The organism is Parapusillimonas granuli, assembly GCF_013416525.1.
Taxonomy (GTDB): domain Bacteria; phylum Pseudomonadota; class Gammaproteobacteria; order Burkholderiales; family Burkholderiaceae_B; genus Parapusillimonas; species Parapusillimonas granuli.
The window spans coordinates 92,282-110,865 of sequence record NZ_JACCEM010000005.1 but is presented as its reverse complement, the minus strand read 5'-3'; the positions used below and the strand labels follow the sequence as shown (position 1 = coordinate 110,865).

The 18,584-nt window shown below is 63.0% G+C and carries 19 protein-coding genes; 11 read left to right on the top strand and 8 right to left on the bottom strand.

Going from position 1 to position 18,584, the window contains the following annotated elements:
• Positions 1 to 19 precede the first annotated feature (19 nt).
• Together H0A72_RS10425 and H0A72_RS10420 are read right to left on the bottom strand one after the other, a co-directional pair.
• On the bottom strand, positions 20 to 988 hold the full coding sequence (locus H0A72_RS10425) for a Bug family tripartite tricarboxylate transporter substrate binding protein (protein ID WP_180155032.1): 969 nt from the start codon (positions 986 to 988) through the stop codon (positions 20 to 22).
• A 77-nt stretch (positions 989 to 1,065) separates the two neighbouring features.
• Complete coding sequence (locus tag H0A72_RS10420; protein WP_180155031.1) at positions 1,066 to 2,232, bottom strand: acyl-CoA dehydrogenase family protein; 1,167 nt, start codon at positions 2,230 to 2,232, stop codon at positions 1,066 to 1,068.
• Positions 2,233 to 2,324: 92 nt separating this feature from the next.
• Here H0A72_RS10420 and H0A72_RS10415 point away from each other — a divergent pair, with 92 nt between their 5' ends.
• Entirely contained in the window at positions 2,325 to 3,119 is a 795-nt protein-coding gene (locus tag H0A72_RS10415; protein ID WP_180155030.1) for an IclR family transcriptional regulator, read from the top strand.
• Positions 3,112 to 3,891 carry an IclR family transcriptional regulator gene (locus H0A72_RS10410; RefSeq protein WP_180155029.1) on the top strand — a complete coding sequence of 260 codons (780 nt, stop codon included), beginning with the start codon at positions 3,112 to 3,114 and terminating at the stop codon, positions 3,889 to 3,891. Before H0A72_RS10415 ends, H0A72_RS10410 begins: the two co-directional genes overlap by 8 nt.
• Before the next feature lie 42 nt (positions 3,892 to 3,933).
• On the opposite strand, the gene H0A72_RS10405 is transcribed toward H0A72_RS10410, so the two are convergent.
• Genes H0A72_RS10405 through H0A72_RS10390 form a run of 4 tightly spaced genes read right to left on the bottom strand, consistent with a single transcriptional unit; the run spans position 3,934 to position 7,812 of the window.
• The gene (locus H0A72_RS10405; protein WP_180155028.1) at positions 3,934 to 5,028 is read right to left on the bottom strand and encodes a ketopantoate reductase family protein; all 1,095 of its coding nucleotides are present in this window, start codon (positions 5,026 to 5,028) and stop codon (positions 3,934 to 3,936) included.
• Positions 5,015 to 5,992: a Bug family tripartite tricarboxylate transporter substrate binding protein gene (locus tag H0A72_RS10400; protein WP_180155027.1), complete on the bottom strand. Its 978-nt coding sequence runs from the start codon at positions 5,990 to 5,992 to the stop codon at positions 5,015 to 5,017. Before H0A72_RS10400 ends, H0A72_RS10405 begins: the two co-directional genes overlap by 14 nt.
• A gap of 36 nt (positions 5,993 to 6,028) precedes the next feature.
• A complete protein-coding gene (locus tag H0A72_RS10395) occupies positions 6,029 to 6,595 on the bottom strand; it encodes a carboxymuconolactone decarboxylase family protein (RefSeq protein WP_180155026.1) in 567 nt (188 codons plus the stop codon).
• A 38-nt stretch (positions 6,596 to 6,633) separates the two neighbouring features.
• Positions 6,634 to 7,812 carry a M20 family metallopeptidase gene (locus H0A72_RS10390; RefSeq protein WP_180155025.1) on the bottom strand — a complete coding sequence of 393 codons (1,179 nt, stop codon included), beginning with the start codon at positions 7,810 to 7,812 and terminating at the stop codon, positions 6,634 to 6,636.
• 146 nt (positions 7,813 to 7,958) lie between these two features.
• Here H0A72_RS10390 and H0A72_RS10385 point away from each other — a divergent pair, with 146 nt between their 5' ends.
• Positions 7,959 to 8,819, top strand: a complete 861-nt coding sequence (locus H0A72_RS10385; protein ID WP_180155024.1) for a MurR/RpiR family transcriptional regulator — start codon at positions 7,959 to 7,961, stop codon at positions 8,817 to 8,819.
• On the opposite strand, the gene H0A72_RS10380 is transcribed toward H0A72_RS10385, so the two are convergent.
• Entirely contained in the window at positions 8,816 to 10,396 is a 1,581-nt protein-coding gene (locus H0A72_RS10380; RefSeq protein WP_180155023.1) for an acetate--CoA ligase, read from the bottom strand. The genes H0A72_RS10385 and H0A72_RS10380 overlap by 4 nt on opposite strands.
• A gap of 222 nt (positions 10,397 to 10,618) precedes the next feature.
• Here H0A72_RS10380 and H0A72_RS10375 point away from each other — a divergent pair, with 222 nt between their 5' ends.
• The 4 genes from H0A72_RS10375 (at position 10,619) to H0A72_RS10360 (ending at position 13,968) form a co-directional block, all read left to right on the top strand.
• The gene (locus H0A72_RS10375) at positions 10,619 to 11,842 is read left to right on the top strand and encodes a 4-hydroxybenzoate 3-monooxygenase (protein WP_180155022.1); all 1,224 of its coding nucleotides are present in this window, start codon (positions 10,619 to 10,621) and stop codon (positions 11,840 to 11,842) included.
• 266 nt (positions 11,843 to 12,108) lie between these two features.
• Positions 12,109 to 13,074 carry a Bug family tripartite tricarboxylate transporter substrate binding protein gene (locus tag H0A72_RS10370; protein WP_180155021.1) on the top strand — a complete coding sequence of 322 codons (966 nt, stop codon included), beginning with the start codon at positions 12,109 to 12,111 and terminating at the stop codon, positions 13,072 to 13,074.
• 11 nt (positions 13,075 to 13,085) lie between these two features.
• Entirely contained in the window at positions 13,086 to 13,490 is a 405-nt protein-coding gene (locus H0A72_RS10365; RefSeq protein WP_180155020.1) for a PaaI family thioesterase, read from the top strand.
• A gap of 25 nt (positions 13,491 to 13,515) precedes the next feature.
• Positions 13,516 to 13,968, top strand: a complete 453-nt coding sequence (locus H0A72_RS10360; protein WP_180155019.1) for a MaoC/PaaZ C-terminal domain-containing protein — start codon at positions 13,516 to 13,518, stop codon at positions 13,966 to 13,968.
• Here the strand turns inward: H0A72_RS10360 and H0A72_RS10355 are convergent.
• Entirely contained in the window at positions 13,936 to 14,895 is a 960-nt protein-coding gene (locus tag H0A72_RS10355; RefSeq protein ID WP_180155018.1) for a LysR family transcriptional regulator, read from the bottom strand. The genes H0A72_RS10360 and H0A72_RS10355 overlap by 33 nt on opposite strands.
• 196 nt (positions 14,896 to 15,091) lie before the next feature.
• Here H0A72_RS10355 and H0A72_RS10350 point away from each other — a divergent pair, with 196 nt between their 5' ends.
• From H0A72_RS10350 to H0A72_RS10335, 4 genes are read left to right on the top strand one after another with little or no spacing between them, the layout of a single operon-like run.
• Positions 15,092 to 16,066: a Bug family tripartite tricarboxylate transporter substrate binding protein gene (locus H0A72_RS10350; RefSeq protein WP_180155017.1), complete on the top strand. Its 975-nt coding sequence runs from the start codon at positions 15,092 to 15,094 to the stop codon at positions 16,064 to 16,066.
• 29 nt (positions 16,067 to 16,095) lie between these two features.
• The gene (locus tag H0A72_RS10345; protein ID WP_180155016.1) at positions 16,096 to 16,893 is read left to right on the top strand and encodes an alpha/beta fold hydrolase; all 798 of its coding nucleotides are present in this window, start codon (positions 16,096 to 16,098) and stop codon (positions 16,891 to 16,893) included.
• A 1-nt stretch (position 16,894) separates the two neighbouring features.
• Positions 16,895 to 17,734 carry a polysaccharide deacetylase family protein gene (locus H0A72_RS10340; protein WP_180155015.1) on the top strand — a complete coding sequence of 280 codons (840 nt, stop codon included), beginning with the start codon at positions 16,895 to 16,897 and terminating at the stop codon, positions 17,732 to 17,734.
• Positions 17,735 to 17,748: 14 nt separating this feature from the next.
• Positions 17,749 to 18,564, top strand: a complete 816-nt coding sequence (locus H0A72_RS10335; RefSeq protein ID WP_180155014.1) for an SDR family NAD(P)-dependent oxidoreductase — start codon at positions 17,749 to 17,751, stop codon at positions 18,562 to 18,564.
• Positions 18,565 to 18,584: the final 20 nt, after the last annotated feature.

The window sequence follows — 18,584 nt, the reverse complement described above, 5'->3', positions numbered from 1 at the left end:
CCACGGCAGGCCAGGAGCGTCAGTTGACGGTCGTGTTCGTGTCCTTGATCAGCTTCGCCCACCACTCGGTTTCGCTGCGTATCTGTTCGGCGAACTCGGCGGGGGTATTGCCCTTGGGCTCCGCGCCCAGCTCGATGAGCCGCTTCTGGATGTCCGGCCGCTTGAGCACCTCGACGATGGCGGCATGCAGCTTGTCGATGACGGGTTGCGGCGTGCCGGCGGGCGCCATCAGCCCCTTCCATGCCATGATCACGTAGCCCTTGAGCCCCTCTTCCTCGAAGGTGGGCACGCCGGGCATGGCCGCGGTCCTGGCGGCGCTGGGCACCGCGATCGCGCGCAGGCGTCCCGACTGCACTTGCGGCAGCAGCGGCGGCATGTTGTCTATCATCAGGCCGATGTGCCCGGCGACCAGGTCGGTGACCGCCGGGCCGCTGCCCTTGTACGGAACGTGCTGCATGTCCAGCCCGGCCATCTTGTTCAGCAGCTCGCCCGCCAGGTGCGCCGGCGTGCCCGCCCCTGGCGAGCCGAAGGAAATGCCGCCCTTGTGCTGCTTGGCGTACGCGATGAACTCGCGCAGGTTCTTGGCGGGGATGGACGGGTTGATCGCCATCAGGTTGTGCTCGGCGGTGATGGCCGTGATGGGCGCCAAGTCCGTCACCGGGCTGAACGGCATGTTCTTGTTAAGGCTGGGATTGATCACCGTGGGCCCGGCCGCCGCCAGCAGCAGCGTGTAGCCGTCCGGCGTGGCCTGGGCGACGAAATGCCCGCCTATGTTGCCGCCCGCCCCGGCCTTGTTTTCCACGATGATGGGCTGGCCCAGCATGGGCTGCATGGCTTCCGCCAGGACGCGTCCCAGGATGTCCGTGGAGCCGCCCGGCGCGAACGGAATGATCAGCCGTATGGGTTTTTCGGGATAGGCCGCATGGGCCAGCGATGCGGCGGCGCAAAGGGCGGCGGCCGCCAGGCCCGTGACTATTTTCTTCAGCATGATGATGTCTCCAGATTGATTCGGTCTTTTAACGAGGCTGCAAACAGACGAGGTCAGGCGATGCCGGAGGCGGCGCCTCAGCGCCCCGGCGCATAGCCCGCCGCCTGCAGCGTGAGGCGGGCAATGTTCAGTTGGTGGATCTGGCTGGTGCCTTCATACAGGCGGAACAAGCGGACGTCGCGATAGAAGCGCTCGATGCCGAAATCGGCGATGTAGCCATAGCCACCGAACATCTGTACGCAGCGGTCCGCCACGCGGCCGCACATTTCAGATGCAAAATATTTGCAGATGGACGCATTCAGCGTGACGTCCTCGCCGTCGTCCCGCTGGCGGGCCGTCTGCAGCACCAGCGCGCGCGCCGCCTGGATGTCGGTCTGGCAATCGGCGATCATGGCCTGGATCAGCTGGAAGTTCATCAGCGGCTGCTTGAACTGCTGCCGTCCGCTCACGAATTTCATCGCCTCTTCCAGCATGCGCACAGCGGGGCCGATGCACAAGGCCGCCAGATGGATGCGCTGCTTATTCAACACCTTCATGGCGGTCTTGAAGCCCATGCCTTCCTTGCCGCCCACGATGTTGGCGGCGGGAACGCGGCAGTCCTGGAAATGCACCTCGGACACCGGCGAGCCCGCCTGCCCCATCTTCTGGTAGGGAACGCCGGTGCTCAGGCCCGGCGTATCGCGCTCTACCAGGAAGGCGGAGATGCCGCTCGCTTTGGGATTACCCGGATCCGTCCGCGCCATGACCGTGAACAGGCCCGCGATCGGCGCGTTCGTGATGAAGCACTTGCTGCCATTCAGGATGTAATCGTCGCCGTCGCGCAGCGCGGTCGTCTTCAGCGCCGTGGCGTCGGACCCCGCCTCCGGCTCGGTCAATGCGAACGCGCCGGTCACCTCGCCGCTTGCCAGCAACGGCAGATAGCGCCGCTTCTGTTCCGGCGTGCCGTCCGCCACCAACGCCTCGGATCCGATCCCGGTGTTGGTGCCGACGCGCGCCCGGAAAGCGACCGAACATTGCGAAAGCTCGATGGCCGCCAGGACGAGCTCTTCGGTGCTCATGCCCACGCCGCCGTATTCCTCGGGGATGGAATACCCGAACATGTTCTGGGCCGCCATTTCCCGGACTAGGTCTTCGGGCACTTCATCCAGGTCCGCCACCCGTTTCTCTTGCGGCACGAGCCGCGCACGGACGAAGCGGCGCAAGGAGTCGATAAAAAGCGGGAACGTTTCCGGGTCGCGGATCATGGCTGGCTCCTGTGTTCTATTTGCCGGCCAGAATAGCGGCTTATTCTTAATGCTGATACTATTGTTTCGATATATTGAATTTCAGGCCATCCATGCCCGCTTCTTCCCAGACCTCCCGCCACCCGGCCTTTGCCACCACCCTGGCGAACGGCCTCGCGGTCCTGCAGTGTTTTCGTGCCGGCGACCCCATACTCAGCAATCGCGACCTGGCCGAACGCACCGGGCTGTCCAAGGCCACGGTGTCGCGCCTGACCTACACCCTGTGCCTGAAAGGCCTGCTGATGCACGACGCTCAGCTACGGCGCTACCGGCTGGGCGCTGGCGTGCTGTCCCTCAGCCATGCCTTGCTGTCGGGCATGCGCCTGCGCCAGCTGGCGCGGCCGCTCATGCGCGAACTCGCCGCGGCCACCGGCGGCACGGCTTCCCTGGGGGTATACGACCAGCGACACATGGTCTACGTGGAAACCAGCCGCGGCCACGACCTGATCGCCTTCCGCCCCGACATCGGCGCGCGGCTGCCCGTCATGGCGTCCGCCATGGGCCGCGCCTGGCTGGCCGGCGCCGGCCCCGCGCAGCGGCAGGCCGTCCTGGACGAGCTCGAACGCCACGAGCCCGAACAGCTGCGCAAGTTTTCCAAAGCGCTGGCAATCGCTGTCGAAGACTGGAAGGCCCACGGCTATTGCGTTTCGGAAGGCGATTGGCAGGCCGACGTGCACGCCGTGGGCGTGCCCCTGCGCATGCCCGTCGACGGCGAACGGCTGGTGTTCAATTGCGGCGTCAGGGTGGAACGCCTGGGAGCCGGAGGGCTGCGGAAGGAAGTCGCGCCCAAGCTGCGCGCCATGGTCGACCACATCGAGCGCCTGGTCACGGACGGCGGACATGGCTGAGGAACACCATGGCGACAGCCAGTTCGCCTCCACCCTGGCCCAGGGCATAGACGTGCTCGCCTGCTTCCAGCCCGGCGAACGCGTCCTGGGCAACAAGGATTTCTCCCTGCGCACCGGCCTGTCGCCCAGCACCATCGCGCGCCTGACGCACACCCTGGTGCAGCTGGGCTACCTGCGGCGCGATCCCGGCAGCCGGAAGTACCGGCCGGGGCTGGCCCTGCTGTCCATTTCGCATCCTCTGCTGGCCAACATGCGTCTGCGCCAGGCGGCCAGGCCGCTGATGCAGCGCCTGGCCTTGCGGATAAACGGCGCGGTATCCCTGGTGATCCGCGACAGGCTGCACATGGTCTATGTGGAAACCGCCAGGGCGAACGAGGAACTGCAAACGCATCCCGACATCGGCGCGGCCCTGCCCATGCTGTCGACCGCCGCCGGCAAAGCCTGGCTATGCCAGGCTCCGGCCGCGGAACGAGACGCCGTCCTGAACCAGTTGCGCATCCATTGCCCGCAAGAGCACGAACGGCACATGCCGCAGCTGGAAGCCGCAAGGCGGGAATTCGCAAAGCACGGCTATTGCTCCAACAATCGGCATTGGCGGCAGGATACCTACGGCTTTGCCGTTCCCGTCAGCCGGCCGGTGGACTCCAACGTATTCGTGCTGAATTGCGGCGTGCCGGCCGAGGACGGCGCCTTCGAACAGCGCGCAAGCGAGATCCCGCCGCAGCTGATCACCATGGTCCGGGGGATAGAAGCGATTCTCGGGTGGTCTTGATCCGGGACCATGCCGCCGACGAAGCGGGCGGCATGGCAATGATCAGCCCCCTTCTTTGGCCTTCGAGCCCAGGATCGGCTCCAGGCTCTTCAAATGCCTCGTGCCCGGCGTATCAATGCCTTCTTCGATCCGACGGAGCAGCCGCGCGACCTCGGCATGCAGGGGCGCGGGAACATGGACGTCGGCCGCTTTCGCCGCGACGAAGCCGTTCATGAAATCAACCTCGGTCCGCTTGCCTTTCTTCAGATCCTGGGCCGTGCCCGACAAGGCATCGTCCGTAACGAGCTGATGCTGCGCGCGCAGCGCGGCCATGGTTCTTTCGATGGCGCAGGCGTCCCCGGCCTGAGCTTGCCGCCATACATCGGGAGCGACGCCGAAGACGTCCTCGGTCGCGTATCCAAGCGCCGCCCCGACGTCGATCGCTTCGGCGGCAAGCCCGATCATGACGCGGCAGCAAGCCGGATCCCCGAAGGTCTGTTTCAGCCCGAAGCCGCACAGGGCGCTGAACCCCGACGTCATGGCATTGGCCACGAGCTTGGCCCAGCGCAGCCCCCACAGATTGTCCGTGGCCTGCGCCGTGTCGACATGCGACAGCAAGCCGGCCAGCAGCTCGGCGCGCCGGGAGCGCGGGCCCTGGGCTTCGCCGACATAGAATACGCAGGAGCCGCTCTTCACCGCTTTCTTGCTGCGGCGCACGCGGCCCGGCCCTTCCAGCGCCACATACATGCCGCTGCCTATGCAACCCAGCGTGCGCTCCCACCCCGCGCGGGCCGCCACGATGCTTTCGACCAGGCCGTTCTGCAGCGTGACGACGCAACCTGACCGCTTCAGCGCGGGCAAGATGATGCCGGTGGCCCAGTCGGTGTCGTAGAGCTTGACGCAAATGAATGCGACGTCCAGAGAGCATGGCGGAATCGATGCCGATTCATGGGCGTGCAGCGCGCGCACGGGAATCGAGCATGCGCCGTCCGGCTCGGCGATCGTCAAACCGTTCTTGCGGACCGCTTCCACATGCTCGGGCCAGGCATCGACGAGCACGACGTCGTAGCCGGCGGCGGCCAGCTTGCCGCCGACGAATCCGCCGACGGCCCCCGCCCCGACCACGGCGATCCGGCCGGTAAACTCATTGCGGTTCAATGCCGGCCGCCTCCGTGATCTTCTTGAACTTGGCCACTTCCGCCTTGATGAACGCCGCGAACTCGGCCGGCGTGCTGGAAGCGGCTTCAACGCCCATGTTGACGAACTGCTCTTTTATATGGGGCAGCGCGGCCGCCTTTTCCACGGACCTGGCAAGCTTGTCGACGATCGCGGGCGGCGTGCCGGCCGGAGCGAGCAGCCCCCACCACGTCGACACGTTGTAGTCCGGCACGCCGGCTTCCTGGAGGGTGGGCACGTCGGGCAGGGCCGTGCTGCGGGCGTTCCCGGTCACGGCCAATGCGCGGACCTTGCCGCCGCGTATGTGAGGCACCGTGGGCCCCAAGGAGCCGAAGATCATGTCGACGTGGCCGGCCAGCACGGCGGTGTTGGCATCGGCGTCGCCGCGGAACGGAATATGGTGCAGCCTGGTTCCGGTACGCTCTTGAAACAGCACGCCGGCGAGATGCGGCGGCGCCCCGACGCCCGACGAGGCAAAGGTCAGGGTTCCAGGGCTAGCCTTGGCCAAGTCGATCAATTCCTTGACGGAATTGGCCTTGATTTGGGGGTTGACGACCAGCACATAAGAGCCGATGGCCGCCACGCTGACCGGGGCGAAGTCCGACACGATGTCGTAGGGCAATGATTTCCGCACGCTGGGAGCCAACGCGTGCGCGCCCGCCCCCATGAACAGCGTGTAGCCATCGGGAGCCGCCTTCGCCGCCGATGCCGCGCCTATGGTGCCCGCCGCGCCGGATATGTTTTCCACGACCACTTGCTGGCCCAGGTCCTTGGACATTTCCTGGCCGATGGCGCGCGCAACCAGATCGTTCGCGCCCCCGGCCGGGTACCCCACGATCACTTTGATCGGCTTGGCCGGATAGGCGTCCGCGGCTCCCGCCGCACCCGCGGCAACCATGCTTGCAAGGCCTATGCAGGCGCTCAATATCAATTTATGGGTTTTCATGCCGACTCCATGCTTGTGTGGTTGAAAGGCCGAAAATCAGGACTGGTCCGCCTTGAGCTGCCATGCCAGGCCCGCCTGGACATACTCGGCGGAATCGGGCGCCGGCTTCATGGCGGCGAGCATCAAGGCGAATGCCACGTAGTATGCCGCCGTGAACGACGCGTCGGTGATCTGGCGGGGCGACATGAATTCTTTGAGTCTTGCAAAAGTCTCGTCGCTGACCGACGGCGGCGTCGAGAATTCCAGCGCGTACTGCGCCAATGCGCGGTCCGCGCCGCTGAACGTGGAAGGCACTTCGCCCCTGCGCATGGCGTCGACTTCCTCGGCGCCGATGCCGGCCTGAAGCGCCAGAGGCACGTGGTGCATCATCGCGTATTCATAGGCGCGGCCCGTTATGACGATGACGATCTCCCTTTCGCGCGCCGTCAGGGTCGAGCGATACCGCACGTAATCCCCCACCGACGCAAACCGCTGCAAGGCTTCTGGGGCGTGCCCCATGGACCTCAGCGCGTTGGATGCCTTGCCGCGGCTCTTTTCCACATCGGCCAATGCCGCGGCGAATTCGGGGTCTGTACTTTCATCAAGAAGTGGCAGGCGTGACATGGTGTTCTCCGAGAAGTCATTGGACGGCGCATGGTCCATTACGGAACATACATTTCGTCCCTGGCCAATATGGTCCCCGCGCAGATTTCGGCGCGCGGAACCAGGGTGCGCAAATCGCAGTATTCTTTTCGCGTATGCGCGTTTCCGCCGACAGGCCCTGTTGCGCACAGCGTGGGCGCGCCCGCGGCGGCGGTCAACCCGCTGTCGGCCGACCCGCCCGTCGATTCCCCTTTAACGGCGACCCCCAGCCGCTGAGCGACCCGTATGTAGTCATTCAGCAGCATCCGGCTTTCGTCGGTCTGGAACAGCGGCAGGAAACGCCCTTCGTGGGTAATGCGCCCGCAGGTGCAAGCCGGCGAGGCTTCCTGGATGATGGCGGCGATTTGCCGCTGCAGCCGGTCTTCGTCCACCCCTTTCGGATAGCGGACGTCGAGACGCCCCTTGGCAAACGGGGCGACCGTATTGACCGAGACGCCGCCCTCGATGGTGCCGACATTGGTCGTGACCCCCGCGCTGCGATCGGTCAGCGCATGCAAGGCCACGACCTTCCTGGCCAGCGCCTCGATGGCGCTGGCGCCTTTCTCGTGCGCGACGCCGGCGTGGGCCGCCACCCCTTCGACCTCGAAGTCCACGAACATCGCGCCCTTGCGCTCGATGACCACGTTGCCGGTGGGCCTGCCCGGCTCCGCATTAAGCACGCAGCCCGCGCCCCGCGCCATTTCGAGCGTCAGTTCCCTGGAGGAAGGCGATGCGATTTCTTCGTCGCCGGTAAAAAAAACACGAATCGGGGCGACATTGCCGCCGCACTCGAAGAATGCGCGGGCGACGAAAGCGTTCATCACCAGGCCCGCTTTCATGTCGGCAACCCCGGGACCATAGGCTATGCCGCCTTCCACCCGGTAAGGCCATTGTTCCAATGTGCCCTCCGGGAAGACGGTGTCCATGTGACCCAACAGCAGCACGTGGGGAAGCTGCGCCTCGCCGCTGCCCGGGATGTCGGCCCTGAGGCAATTGCCGTGGGATTCCCGGGGATAAACCGTGGTCTGGATGCCGGCGGCATCGAAGAAGGCCCGGAACGCTTCGCAAACCCGATCGACGCCCTGCTTATGGTAGCTGCCGCTTTCGATATTCACGACCCGCTCCAGCAGGTCGAACATGTCCTGCTGATGCGACCGGAGCCAAGCGGTCAGCTTCTCGTACCCTGCATTTCGCTCCATGCGCCAACCCCCAAGTTGCCATGCATCTTAAATGACACATTATCATCATAAAAATCTTGATCTTGCAATGGAAATTGCAAGATTAGGCTTTCCTCCATTTGAATTGGGCGTAGAATCACGGCACATCACCCAAGACAGGGACCACTATGAAGCTGTTCGACCGTATCGCTAACTATCCAAGAAAGTTGACGAAACACGAGGCCCGATTGGCTGACTACATTCTCTCTGGATATCCGCAGCACTTGCTGGAATCGGCCACGGCCATCGCCGGCAAAGTGGGGGTCAGCGCATCGACGGTCGTGCGTTTTTTCGCCAAGCTGGAATACGCATCGCTGTCCGAAGTACAGGACGAAGCACGGCTCGACCTGGCCTCCAAGCTGACCTCGCCTTCGCAGCGAGCCAAACTGGCCTCCAAGAACAAGCATTCCCTTTCCCATGTGCTCGAGCGCACGCTGGAGCTGGACCGGGAAAACCTGAGCGCCACCATCGGCGCCATCGACCTCAAGGCCTTCGAAGCACTGGTCGATACGCTCATGCGGCCGGAAACGCGCCGCATTTATCTGGTGGCGGCAAAGAACAGCTCGGCGGTCGTGCATTACCTGTACACCCATCTGAACATGTGCCTTGCCAACGTATACGCCTTGCCCACCGGCACCGCCCTGGCGGACCAATTGCTTTGGGCCAAAAAGGACGACGTGCTGCTGGCCATCACCATCAGGCGATATTCCCGGACCGTAGTGCAGACGGCCCAACATTTCCGCAACCTGGGCTCCACCATCGCCTGCGTCACGGACAGCCCCCTGGCGCCCGTCGCCAACCTATCGAACCACAGGCTGCTCATACACACGTCCAGCACCTCGCCTTTCGATTCCTACACCGCGGCTTTCAGCTTGTGCAACGCCATCGTGGCCGCGGTGGCCATCAAGCGCCAGAGAGAGGTGAAGCGCAGCCTGAAGCTTGGCGACCGGCTATGGACCGAGTTCGGCGTTTTTACCCAGTCTTCCTAGCCGAATTCCTCGCGCAGCAGCCGCCGCGAGATCTTTCCCGATGCGGTCCTGGGCAGATCCTGCAGGAACTGGATCTGACGGGGATACTTGTACGGCGCGATCACTCCCTTGACGTATTCTTGGATGCCGGCGATCAATTTCTGCGACGGTTGATGGCCCTCGTGCAGGACGATGTACGCCTTGACCACCTCCCCCCTCAGCGCGTCGGGCGCCGACGTCACCGCGCACTCCTTCACGGCCGGGTATCCCATCAAAGCGTTTTCAACCTCGGTCGGGCCGATCCGGTAGCCCGACGAGCTGATGATGTCGTCGGTCCGGCCGATGAAGAACAGGTTTCCGTCGGCGTCGCCACGCGCGGAATCCCCCGTGCGGTGCCAGTCGTCCTGGGTGAACGTCTTTTCGATCGAACCGTCGTTCCAGTAGCCGAGCATCAGGCCCGGATTGTCTCCACGCACGGCCAGCTCGCCGACCTCGCCAGGGGCGCATAGCTGATCGCGATCGTCGACGACAGCCACTACATTGCCGGGCATCGCGCGCCCGATGGCGCCGTTTTGAGGCACCTCGTCCGGAGCGGTGATGGTGCACTGCGGGGTCTCGGTCTGCCCGAACGCCACCAGCAGGGGAGCGCCGGAGAACTCCGCCCAGCGTCGAGACAGGTCGACCGTCATGGCTTCGCCGGCCGACAGCGTGAACTTCAATTTCGGCAGGGAGGCTTTCGCCGCCGTGGAAATGATTTGCCTCAATTCGGTGGCGACGGCGCTATACATGGACACGGAATGACGGGCCAGCGCATCGACCTTTTCTTGCGCCGTCAGATTCGGCTCGATGATCAGCGACGTGGCCCCCCAGAACCACGCGCCGTACAAAAGACAAGACCCGGCCCGGGTCCATCCCGTATCGCTCGTCGTCCAGATCACGTCATGCATCGACGTATCGAACATGTGCCACGGTTGCCAACTGCGCACGAACACTCCGCGCGCCGCGTGCACGACCGCTTTGGGCAGCCCCGAAGAGCCCGAGGTGAAATACATCAATGCCGGCGCTTCCGCCGGCATCACAGCGGGTGCAACGGTGTCGCGCGGGGTTGCGACGGCCTCCTCCAGGCTGTCCCACCCGTCGGCAATACCGCGGCACAGCCGCAGCGGCACGAGATCGAGAACTTCCGAGAAGCGGTCCACCAGTTCCGACGAGCTGATGGCCGCCCGGGCGCCGCTGCGCCGAATGCGGTAGGTCACTTCGGAAACGCCGATTTGGGTGACGCTGGGCACCGGCACCGCGCCCAGGTAATGGCATGCCGTCATCGCAATCAGCCACAGCGCTGTTCTTGGCATGAAGATCAGCACCCGGTCTCCCTGCTCGACACCGCGCTCGGCCAGCGCGCCGGCAAGCCGGACCACCGCCTCTTGGACCCGGGCATAGCTCCAGATGTCTTCCGAGCCGTCCCGGCCCACGCTGATGATGGCCGCATGGTCCGGCGTCGCGCGGGCCCGCGGCTCGAGCACATCGGTTGCGAAATTGAAAGTCGGCGGCACCACGAGTTTGCCCTGAACGACCGCGCCCCATTCCTTTCCAAGCATTCCCTGCCCTCATTGCTTATGCGAGACAAGCCAAGAGTGTACAAGCGGACCGCTCGCGCAATGTATGAGTTTTCCCCGTCGAATCATAGGAAAAAACCTATGCATGCCCATCCTGAATCATAGGTTTCTTGCTATGGATCGCGGCGCAATTTTTATTTGTTAAGCGCCGGCCCTCTGGGTAGAGTCCTTACTTGATCTTCATTCCAGGATTAGGAGCAACACATGCGCACACAGGTTGGCATCATCGGGGCGGGACCATCGGGATTGGTGCTCTCGCACTTACTGTATCTGCACGGCATCGACTCGGTGATACTCGAATCACGAAGCCAGGCATATGTCGAGGCGCGAATGCGGGCCGGCGTGCTGGATTCGGACGTCACCGCCCTTTTCAAGGCGGTCGGCGTCGGCGAGCGCATGATGAAAGAAGGCCTGCCCCAGGAGCAGATGGAAATCCGCTTTGAAGGCAAGCGCCGGTACATCAACTGGAAGGAGCTGGCGGGCGGCCGGGTCAATATGGTGTACGGCCAGCAAGAGGTGGTGAAAGACTTCATACAGCGGCGGCAGCAAGACGGCGGCAAGCTTTTTTTCGAGGCGCAGGCGCTGCGGATCACAGACCTGGACGGCAGGCCCACCATCGAATACATGCATGAAGGACAGCAAAAAAAACTGGAATGCGAGATCGTCGCGGCCTGTGACGGGTATCACGGCATCGGGCGGCGCACCATTCCCGCGGACAAGCTGGAGGCCTATGAGCTCAACTACTCTTTTGCATGGCTGGGCATCGTAGCCGAAGCCAGGCCCTCCAGCAAATGGCTGGTGACGTCCGCGCACGAACGCGGCTACGCCATGCACAGCATGCGCTCGCCCAGCATCAGCCGCAATTATCTGCAGATCCCCCTGACAGACACCGTCGACGACTGGAGCGATGAGCGCATCTGGCAAGAGCTTCAAACCCGGCTCGAGACGGACGCCGACTGGAAGCTCGAAGAAGGCGCGATACTGGAAAAAACGCGCTTCGACATACGCAGCTTCGTATGCCATACGATGCGCTACAAAAAAATGTTTCTGGCGGGAGACTCCGCCCATATGGTCCCGCCAACGGGAGGGCGGGGACTGAACCAGGCCATCGCCGACGTATGCATCCTGGCGGACGGCCTGGCCGACTACTTCAAGAAATCGTCCTCGGCGCACCTGGAGCGTTACACTGATCTCTGCCTGCAACGGGTCTGGCACGCCCAGCAATTCACCTGGAGGATGACTTCGGTTCTGCAAAGGCTGGACTGGGAAAACAAGAATCCCTACCACCGCCAGGTCCAAATCGCGCAACTGGAGTATTTGACCAGCAACCGGGCGGCGGCCACCAGCCTGGCGGAATGCTATGCGGGCATGCCGCTGCAGACGTCTTTCCTGCCGTCCGACCGGCCTCAGTATCCGCTGGTCATCTAGGGCCTGCCGACGTTAAAAGGCGGGCGGCACTGGCCCCAGGCCTTCGGCGCCAAGAACCCTCGGCGCCCAGGCCTCGCCTGCCCCGGCACGCGCGCGCGCCAGATCCCCCGGGCCGATTCATTAATTTACTTTATGGTTGCAGCGATAAATTTTATTGGATGCGTCGCCGGACATCCTCTTTAATTGACCACGGCATGGCTTGACCAAATCTTCGATGTTTCCATGCCGAAAATAATATTTATATGAATTTCCCCAGGAGCATCCCCATGAAGTCCGGTTTCCTCATCCGCCCGGTAAAAACGATCAGTTGTTCGATATTGGTTCTTTTTACCTCATTCGCCGCCGCACAAAATGCGTCCAACACGCCTGTGTCCCTGGTGGTTCCCTTCGCGCCCGGGGGCAGTGTCGACCTGGTGGCCCGCGCGGTGTCGGAGCCGCTGTCGAAAGAACTTAAGTCCACGGTCGTGGTCGACAACAAGCCCGGCGCGTCCGGCGCACTGGGCGCGCTCCATACCATCCGCTCCACCCCCAACGGCAAGACTCTGCTTCTGGGTTCGACGAGCACGATCAGCGTGCGGCCGCTGCTCGATCCGCCGCCCGGATACGACCCCGCGAAGGACCTGACGCCGCTCAACCTGACCGCCGGCGTGCCTCATGTCATCGTGGCCAATCCATCCGTTCCGGCGAACAACATCAAAGAGCTGATCGCGCTCGCCAAGTCACAGAAAGAGAGCCTTTCCTGGGGCGATTCGGGCCCGGGAACGCCGCACCACCTGGCCGGCCAGTTGCTGGCGCGCGAGGCGGGCATCGAACTGCTGTTCGTGGCATACCGCGGCACCTCCGCCGTGGTCACGGACCTGGTGGCCGGCCACGTGCAGGTTTCCTCGGTGGAAATGGGCGTCGCCTTGCCCTACATCCAGAACGGCCGGTTGAAAGTGCTGGGGATCGCATCGCTGGAACGCAACAAGGCGCTGCCCGACGTCCCCACCGTCAGCGAACAAGGCATCGACGGCTACAACATCCAATCATGGTTCGGCTTTTTCGCGCCGTCCCAGACGCCCGCCGCACAGGTGAAAGAGCTCACCGCGGCGCTGAAAGCGGCGGTCGCTTCCGAACAGGCCATCCAGGCGCTGAATCAGTCCGGCCTGGAAGCGATCAACCAAAGCGGCGCGGAATTCGAAGAGTTCTTGAAACGCGAACACGTGAAGTGGTCGCGCGCAGCCGGCAAGTAAGGCGAGCCCACATGGCAACCGCGGCAAGCGTACCGTTCAACGAGCACCTGCGCATATCCGACGCCATTGCCGACGGCGCGAGCGCCGCGGCCGGGCAATTCCATTGCCGGTGGCGTCCGGAATATGCGAACTCGTCGGGCAACTACCACGGCGGCGTGCTGATGGCCATGGCCGATGCCGCCATGAGCCGCGCGCTGCAGGCGCGGCTGGCGCCCGGCCTGCGCGCGGCCACGGTGCAGATGAGCTCCTCTTTCCTTGCCGCAGGCGCCTCGGACGTAAGCATCACCGTCCACACGGAGAAACTGGGCAAGAGAATCGCCCATTGCCGCGCGTCCATCGCCACCACGTCCGGGAAGCTGCTGTTTACGGCCACGGCGGCGTTCGCGGTGACCGCCGCGGCGCCATCCCCCCAATAACTCCTAGACGCCAGGATGCCAAGCCTTGAACGACCTTTACTTCGATGACGTTGTGGAAGGCTTCCGGTTCGAGACCGGCGGCCGCACGATCACGGAAGCCGACATCGTCAATTTCGCGGGTGTCTCCGGCGATTTCCACAAGCTTCACATGGACGCCCAGTATGCCGAACGGCACACGCCTCACGGTGAGAGAATCGCCCATGGCATGCTGGTCGTTTCCATCACCACCGGGCTGATCGGCCGCAGCGACTTCATGCGCGCCATCGAAACCAGCACATTGGGCGTGAAAGAGCTACGCTGCGCCTTCAAGAAGCCCGTGTTCATCGGGGACACCATCAGGGTAAGCGCTGAAATCATCGGCCGGTCCGAGAGCAAGGCCGGCAACCGCGGGACCATCCAGATGCTAAGGAAAGTATTGAATCAACATGATGAAACCGTCGTGGAGCTAAGCTGGTTCGCGACTTTGCTCAAGCGCTGACCGATAACAAAAATACGCCTCCGTCACCGCCTTCCCCTTCGTCAGCAGGAAGTCGACGAAGCTGCTTGCGAGAGGCCGGTGTTCCGCGTTTTTCTCGGTAATGACGCACCATTCCGAATGCAGCCAGCCCTGCAGGCGGTCGCTGCTGATCGGAACGATCAGATTGCGCTCGATCTCGGCCTTGCAGGCATGCAGGGACACGAACCCGACCGCCAGGTTGGCTTCGACCATGCGCTTGATCGCCACATTGCTGGAGAATTCCGACTTGAACTGAAAGGGCATGCCATGGCTCTTGAAAACGCCCTCGACCACGCTGCGCGTGCTGGCGCCGGCTTCCCGCACGATCAGCCCGGAATCCACGACATCCTGCAATGTGAAAGAGCCGTCCTGGGACAAGGGGTGCCGCGGCGACGCAATGAACGCCATGGGATGATCGGCGAACACCTGATGATTGAACTCGTCGGAGACCGTGTCGTTTTCCAGGACGACCATGTCGACCGAGCGCTCCCTGAGAAGCTTCAGCACTTCTTCCTTCTGCCCGATGCGCAGGTCGATCTTCGCGTTCGGGTCCTGCTCGGAGAAGGCGATCAAGAGCGGCGGCAACAAGTATTCGACGGTTTGAATCGCGCCGATGCGCAAGGTCTGGCGGGCTTTCGTCCTGAGCTCTTCGAGCTCCTGCGATGCATCATGCCATTGCCCGACGATCTTCGAGGCATGCCGCGTCAGGATCCGCCCGGCCTCGGTCAGGACGATGCCCCTGCCTATCTTTTCGAACAGCGGCAGGCCGGCCGCCTCTTCCAGCTGCTTGATCTGAAGCGTGACGGTGGGCTGGGTGACGTGCAAAATCCTTGCCGCCTCGGTCACGCTTCCCATATTTGCCGTAATGTATAGCGCGTTGAGCTGCTTGAGTGTGGCGAATCGCTGCATGAAGAACCTCCGCAACAATAGAATGACGGATTGCCATCATAAAGAATAATGCCTTGCAATAGGCATTGCGTGCAACATGCATTGCACAATTTTCTTTTTTATGAGTTTTTCATTGCAAAACATGGCCGGCTGTGGTTTCATATCCGTGTATTGATACGAGCGCCCCTATACCCTTCATGTTCTTCAGGAGAACGCAATGAAACTCGGCCTCAAATTCATCGCCTCGCTGATCGCGCTGTCGGCCGCATTGCTTTCCGGAACCAGCACGGCGCAGGGCTGGCCTGAACGCTCCATCCGGGTCATTGTCCCCTTCGCCCCCGGCGGCGGCACCGACATCTTCACGCGGGTCATGGCGCCCCGGCTGTCCGAAGTGCTGGGCCAGCAAATCGTCGTCGACAACAAGCCGGGCGGCTCGAGCATCATAGGCAGCCAGCAAGTGGCGCAGGCCGCCCCCGACGGCTACACGCTGCTCATCGTCGACTCCACGTTCATGATCAATCCCAGCTTGCGCAACAACCTGCCATACGATTCGGTCAAGGACTTCACGCCCATCGTCCATCTGGCCTCCGGTCCCGTGATCCTGGTCGCCAACCCCAAGGTGCCCGCGCAGTCGCTCAAGGAATTGATCGATCTGGCCAAGAAAGAACCCGGGCGGCTCTTCTACGGCTCGGGGGGCAATGGGGCGTCCACGCATCTGGCCGGTGAGCTTTTCAACATGGTTGCAGGCGTCAAGATCGAGCACGTTCCCTTCAAAGGCACCGGCGAAGCACTGACCGCCGTCATGTCGGGGCAGGTCCCCCTGACCTTCACCGGCATCAGCTCGGCGCGCGGCCCCGTGGAAGACGGCCGCCTGCGCGCATTCGCGGTCACGGGGGAGCGGCGCAGCGAAGCCATGCCCAATGTGCCGACCTTCGACGAAGCCGGCCTGGCCAACGTGAACAGCAGCACCCAATGGGGCGTATACGGCCCCAGGAACCTGCCGGCCGATATCGTCGCCAAACTGAACCACGCCTTCAACGAGGCCCTGAAGGACCCGGCGGTCAAAGAGCGGGTCGTGGGGCTGGGGTATGCATTGCAAGGCGGCACGCCGGCCGAGTTCGAAGCGCTCACGAAATCGGAAATCGAAAAATGGCGCAATCTGATCACCGCCGCAAAAATCTCGATCAATTGATTCATCGCTTCAAAGGTACCAGACCCCACATGCACTCGACCTTCAAATCACACGACGGCCTGGAGATCGCCTACCACGTCGATGATTTCACGCCGCCATGGGCCAAGCCGGAAACGGTTCTTCTGCTGCATCCCGCCATGGGCAATTCAACGCGCTGGTTCAGCTGGATGCCCACTTTGCTGCACAAGTACCGGGTCATCAGAATGGATCTGCGCGGCCATGGCAATTCCGGCATGCCCGCGGAAAGCGACCCGTTTTCGCTGGACCTCCTGGTGCAAGACGCCTCTCAACTGATCGACCTGGCGGGCGAAGGCAGCGTGCACGTGGTCGGGAACTCAGCCGGCGGCTATGTCGCCCAGCAACTGGCAATACAGCACCCGAAGCAAGTCGGGACGCTGGCCCTCTATGCCGCCACGCCCGGCTTGAAGCACAGCCATGCCCCCACCTGGATTCCCAAGATAAAGGAAATCGGCCTCAAGCCATTCCTGGCCCAGACCATACACGAACGGTTCGACGACACCGCCGATCCCGAGCTCGTCCAATGGTTCATCGAGCAAACCGGCTCGAACGACCCGGCCTTCATTACGCGCTTCGTGCTGCATATGTGCACGCACGACTTCATGGACGAACTCGGCAAGATCCAGTGCCCCACGCTCATCGTCGCGGCCGGCAAGGAATCCATCGGCCACGCCGATGCCTATGCCGAAATGCAGAAACGGATTCCGAACGCACGGCTTCAATACATAGACACTGCGGCGCACAACATTTGCGACGGCTACCCGCAGCGCTGCGTTCAGTACCTGATGGATTTTCTAAGCAAGGCATGACATGAACCGGCACTACGCTTGTATCACCTTCGATTTCGATGCAATGTCGGGGCTGGTGGCGCGCGGCCTGACCACGCCCACCCCCGTTTCCCGCGGCGAGTTCGGCGCCGTCGCCCTTCCCCGCATACTCGACCTGCTGAAGCGCTACGACATAAAAGCATCGTTCTTCATTCCAGGGGTCGTCATCGGCACCTACCCCAGGGAGTGCGAACAAATCCTCGCTTACGGGCATGAAATCGGCCATCACGGATGGACGCACGTGCCTCCCGCCAACCTGACGCCGGAACAAGAGGAAGACGGCCTGATCCGCGGCATCGAAAAAATCCGCGAACTGACCGGCGCCGCTCCGCGCGGCTATCGTTCGCCGTCGTGGGACCTCAGTACGTACACGGTCGAGCTCTTGCTGCGCCATGGCTTCCTGTATGAAAGCAGCATGATGGGCAACGACCATGAACCCTACCGCGTGCGCCAGGGCGACGTGGTCTCGGTCGATGAACCCATGCAGTTCGGGAAACCGACGCCGCTCATCGAATTGCCCATCAGCTGGACGCTCGACGACTTTCCGCATTTCGAATACCTCAGGGTGGGCCAATCGCTGGCGCCCGGGCTGCAGAATGCCTCGGGCGTGCTGGAGAACTGGGTGAACGACTTCGAATACATGCGGCAAACCTGTGATTGGGGAATCTTGACCTACACCTGCCACCCGTACGTGATCGGGCGCGGCCACCGGATGATCATGCTGGATAAGCTTCTGAAGTCGCTGCAAGAAAAAGGCGCGCAGTTCATCACGCTGGAACAGGCCGCCCGCATGTACGACGAACGTTCCCTCTTCCACGCTTGATCGAGAACCCTGAAATGCCTTCCAATCAAGAAAACACCGTATCCCGGCCCGGACGCCTGGCTGGCAAAGTCGCGCTGATCATCGGCGCCGGCACCGGCATCGGCGAATGCGCCGCCAAGATGTTCGCGCGCGAAGGCGCACGGGTCGCACTGGCCGACATCAGGTTCGATGCGGTGCAGTCGCTTGCGTCGTCCATCTGTCCAGATTCGACCCAGGCCAAGGCGTTTGCCGTGGACGTGACCAGCGACGGCAGCGTCCGGCAACTGGTGGACGACGTCGTGGCCGGCTTCGGCGCACTGCACTGCCTGTTCAACACGGCGGGCGGTTCCCTGCCCGAAGACTCGCTGGTCACCGACGTGCCGCTCGACGTCTGGGACAAGACCATGAACCTCGACCTGCGCGGCACGCTGCTGGGCTGCCGATACGCCATCCCCAAAATCATTGCGTCCGGCGGCGGCAGCGTCGTCAACATGTCGTCGGGCGCCGCGCTGCGCGGCTCCGGCAAGGCGCATATCTATTCGGCGGCCAAGGGCGCGATCGTGTCCGTCACCCGCAACCTGGCGGGCGCGTATGCCAAGCACGGCGTGCGGGCAAACGCGATCTGCTGCGGCCGCATCAATACCCAGCGCATTCGCGACACATACGGCATACCCGGCCAGCCCGGCAAGAGCGAAGACGCCATGAAAGTCGACGACACCATCAAGGCCTACCCATATTGGTTCGGCGAGCCCGAAGACGTCGCCGGCATCGCCTTGTTCCTGGCGTCCGACGAATCCCGCATGATCACCGGCGCTTCCATCCCGGCGGACGGCGGCCGGTCGGCATACTGACATACTGACGCCGTATCAGC

Bases quoted from the DNA above. Each gene is read 5' to 3' on its own strand.
- H0A72_RS10420 (WP_180155031.1), bottom strand. From the start codon at position 2,232: ATGATCCGCGACCCGGAAACGTTCCCGCTTTTTATCGACTCCTTGCGC.
- H0A72_RS10390 (WP_180155025.1), bottom strand. From the start codon at position 7,812: ATGGAGCGAAATGCAGGGTACGAGAAGCTGACCGCTTGGCTCCGGTCG.
- H0A72_RS10365 (WP_180155020.1), top strand. From the start codon at position 13,086: ATGGCAACCGCGGCAAGCGTACCGTTCAACGAGCACCTGCGCATATCC.
- H0A72_RS10375 (WP_180155022.1), top strand. From the start codon at position 10,619: ATGCGCACACAGGTTGGCATCATCGGGGCGGGACCATCGGGATTGGTG.
- H0A72_RS10340 (WP_180155015.1), top strand. From the start codon at position 16,895: ATGAACCGGCACTACGCTTGTATCACCTTCGATTTCGATGCAATGTCG.
- H0A72_RS10350 (WP_180155017.1), top strand. From the start codon at position 15,092: ATGAAACTCGGCCTCAAATTCATCGCCTCGCTGATCGCGCTGTCGGCC.
- H0A72_RS10425 (WP_180155032.1), bottom strand. From the start codon at position 988: ATGCTGAAGAAAATAGTCACGGGCCTGGCGGCCGCCGCCCTTTGCGCC.
- H0A72_RS10355 (WP_180155018.1), bottom strand. From the start codon at position 14,895: ATGCAGCGATTCGCCACACTCAAGCAGCTCAACGCGCTATACATTACG.
- H0A72_RS10415 (WP_180155030.1), top strand. From the start codon at position 2,325: ATGCCCGCTTCTTCCCAGACCTCCCGCCACCCGGCCTTTGCCACCACC.
- H0A72_RS10395 (WP_180155026.1), bottom strand. From the start codon at position 6,595: ATGTCACGCCTGCCACTTCTTGATGAAAGTACAGACCCCGAATTCGCC.
- H0A72_RS10335 (WP_180155014.1), top strand. From the start codon at position 17,749: ATGCCTTCCAATCAAGAAAACACCGTATCCCGGCCCGGACGCCTGGCT.
- H0A72_RS10410 (WP_180155029.1), top strand. From the start codon at position 3,112: ATGGCTGAGGAACACCATGGCGACAGCCAGTTCGCCTCCACCCTGGCC.
- H0A72_RS10380 (WP_180155023.1), bottom strand. From the start codon at position 10,396: ATGCTTGGAAAGGAATGGGGCGCGGTCGTTCAGGGCAAACTCGTGGTG.
- H0A72_RS10345 (WP_180155016.1), top strand. From the start codon at position 16,096: ATGCACTCGACCTTCAAATCACACGACGGCCTGGAGATCGCCTACCAC.
- H0A72_RS10400 (WP_180155027.1), bottom strand. From the start codon at position 5,992: ATGAAAACCCATAAATTGATATTGAGCGCCTGCATAGGCCTTGCAAGC.
- H0A72_RS10370 (WP_180155021.1), top strand. From the start codon at position 12,109: ATGAAGTCCGGTTTCCTCATCCGCCCGGTAAAAACGATCAGTTGTTCG.
- H0A72_RS10385 (WP_180155024.1), top strand. From the start codon at position 7,959: ATGAAGCTGTTCGACCGTATCGCTAACTATCCAAGAAAGTTGACGAAA.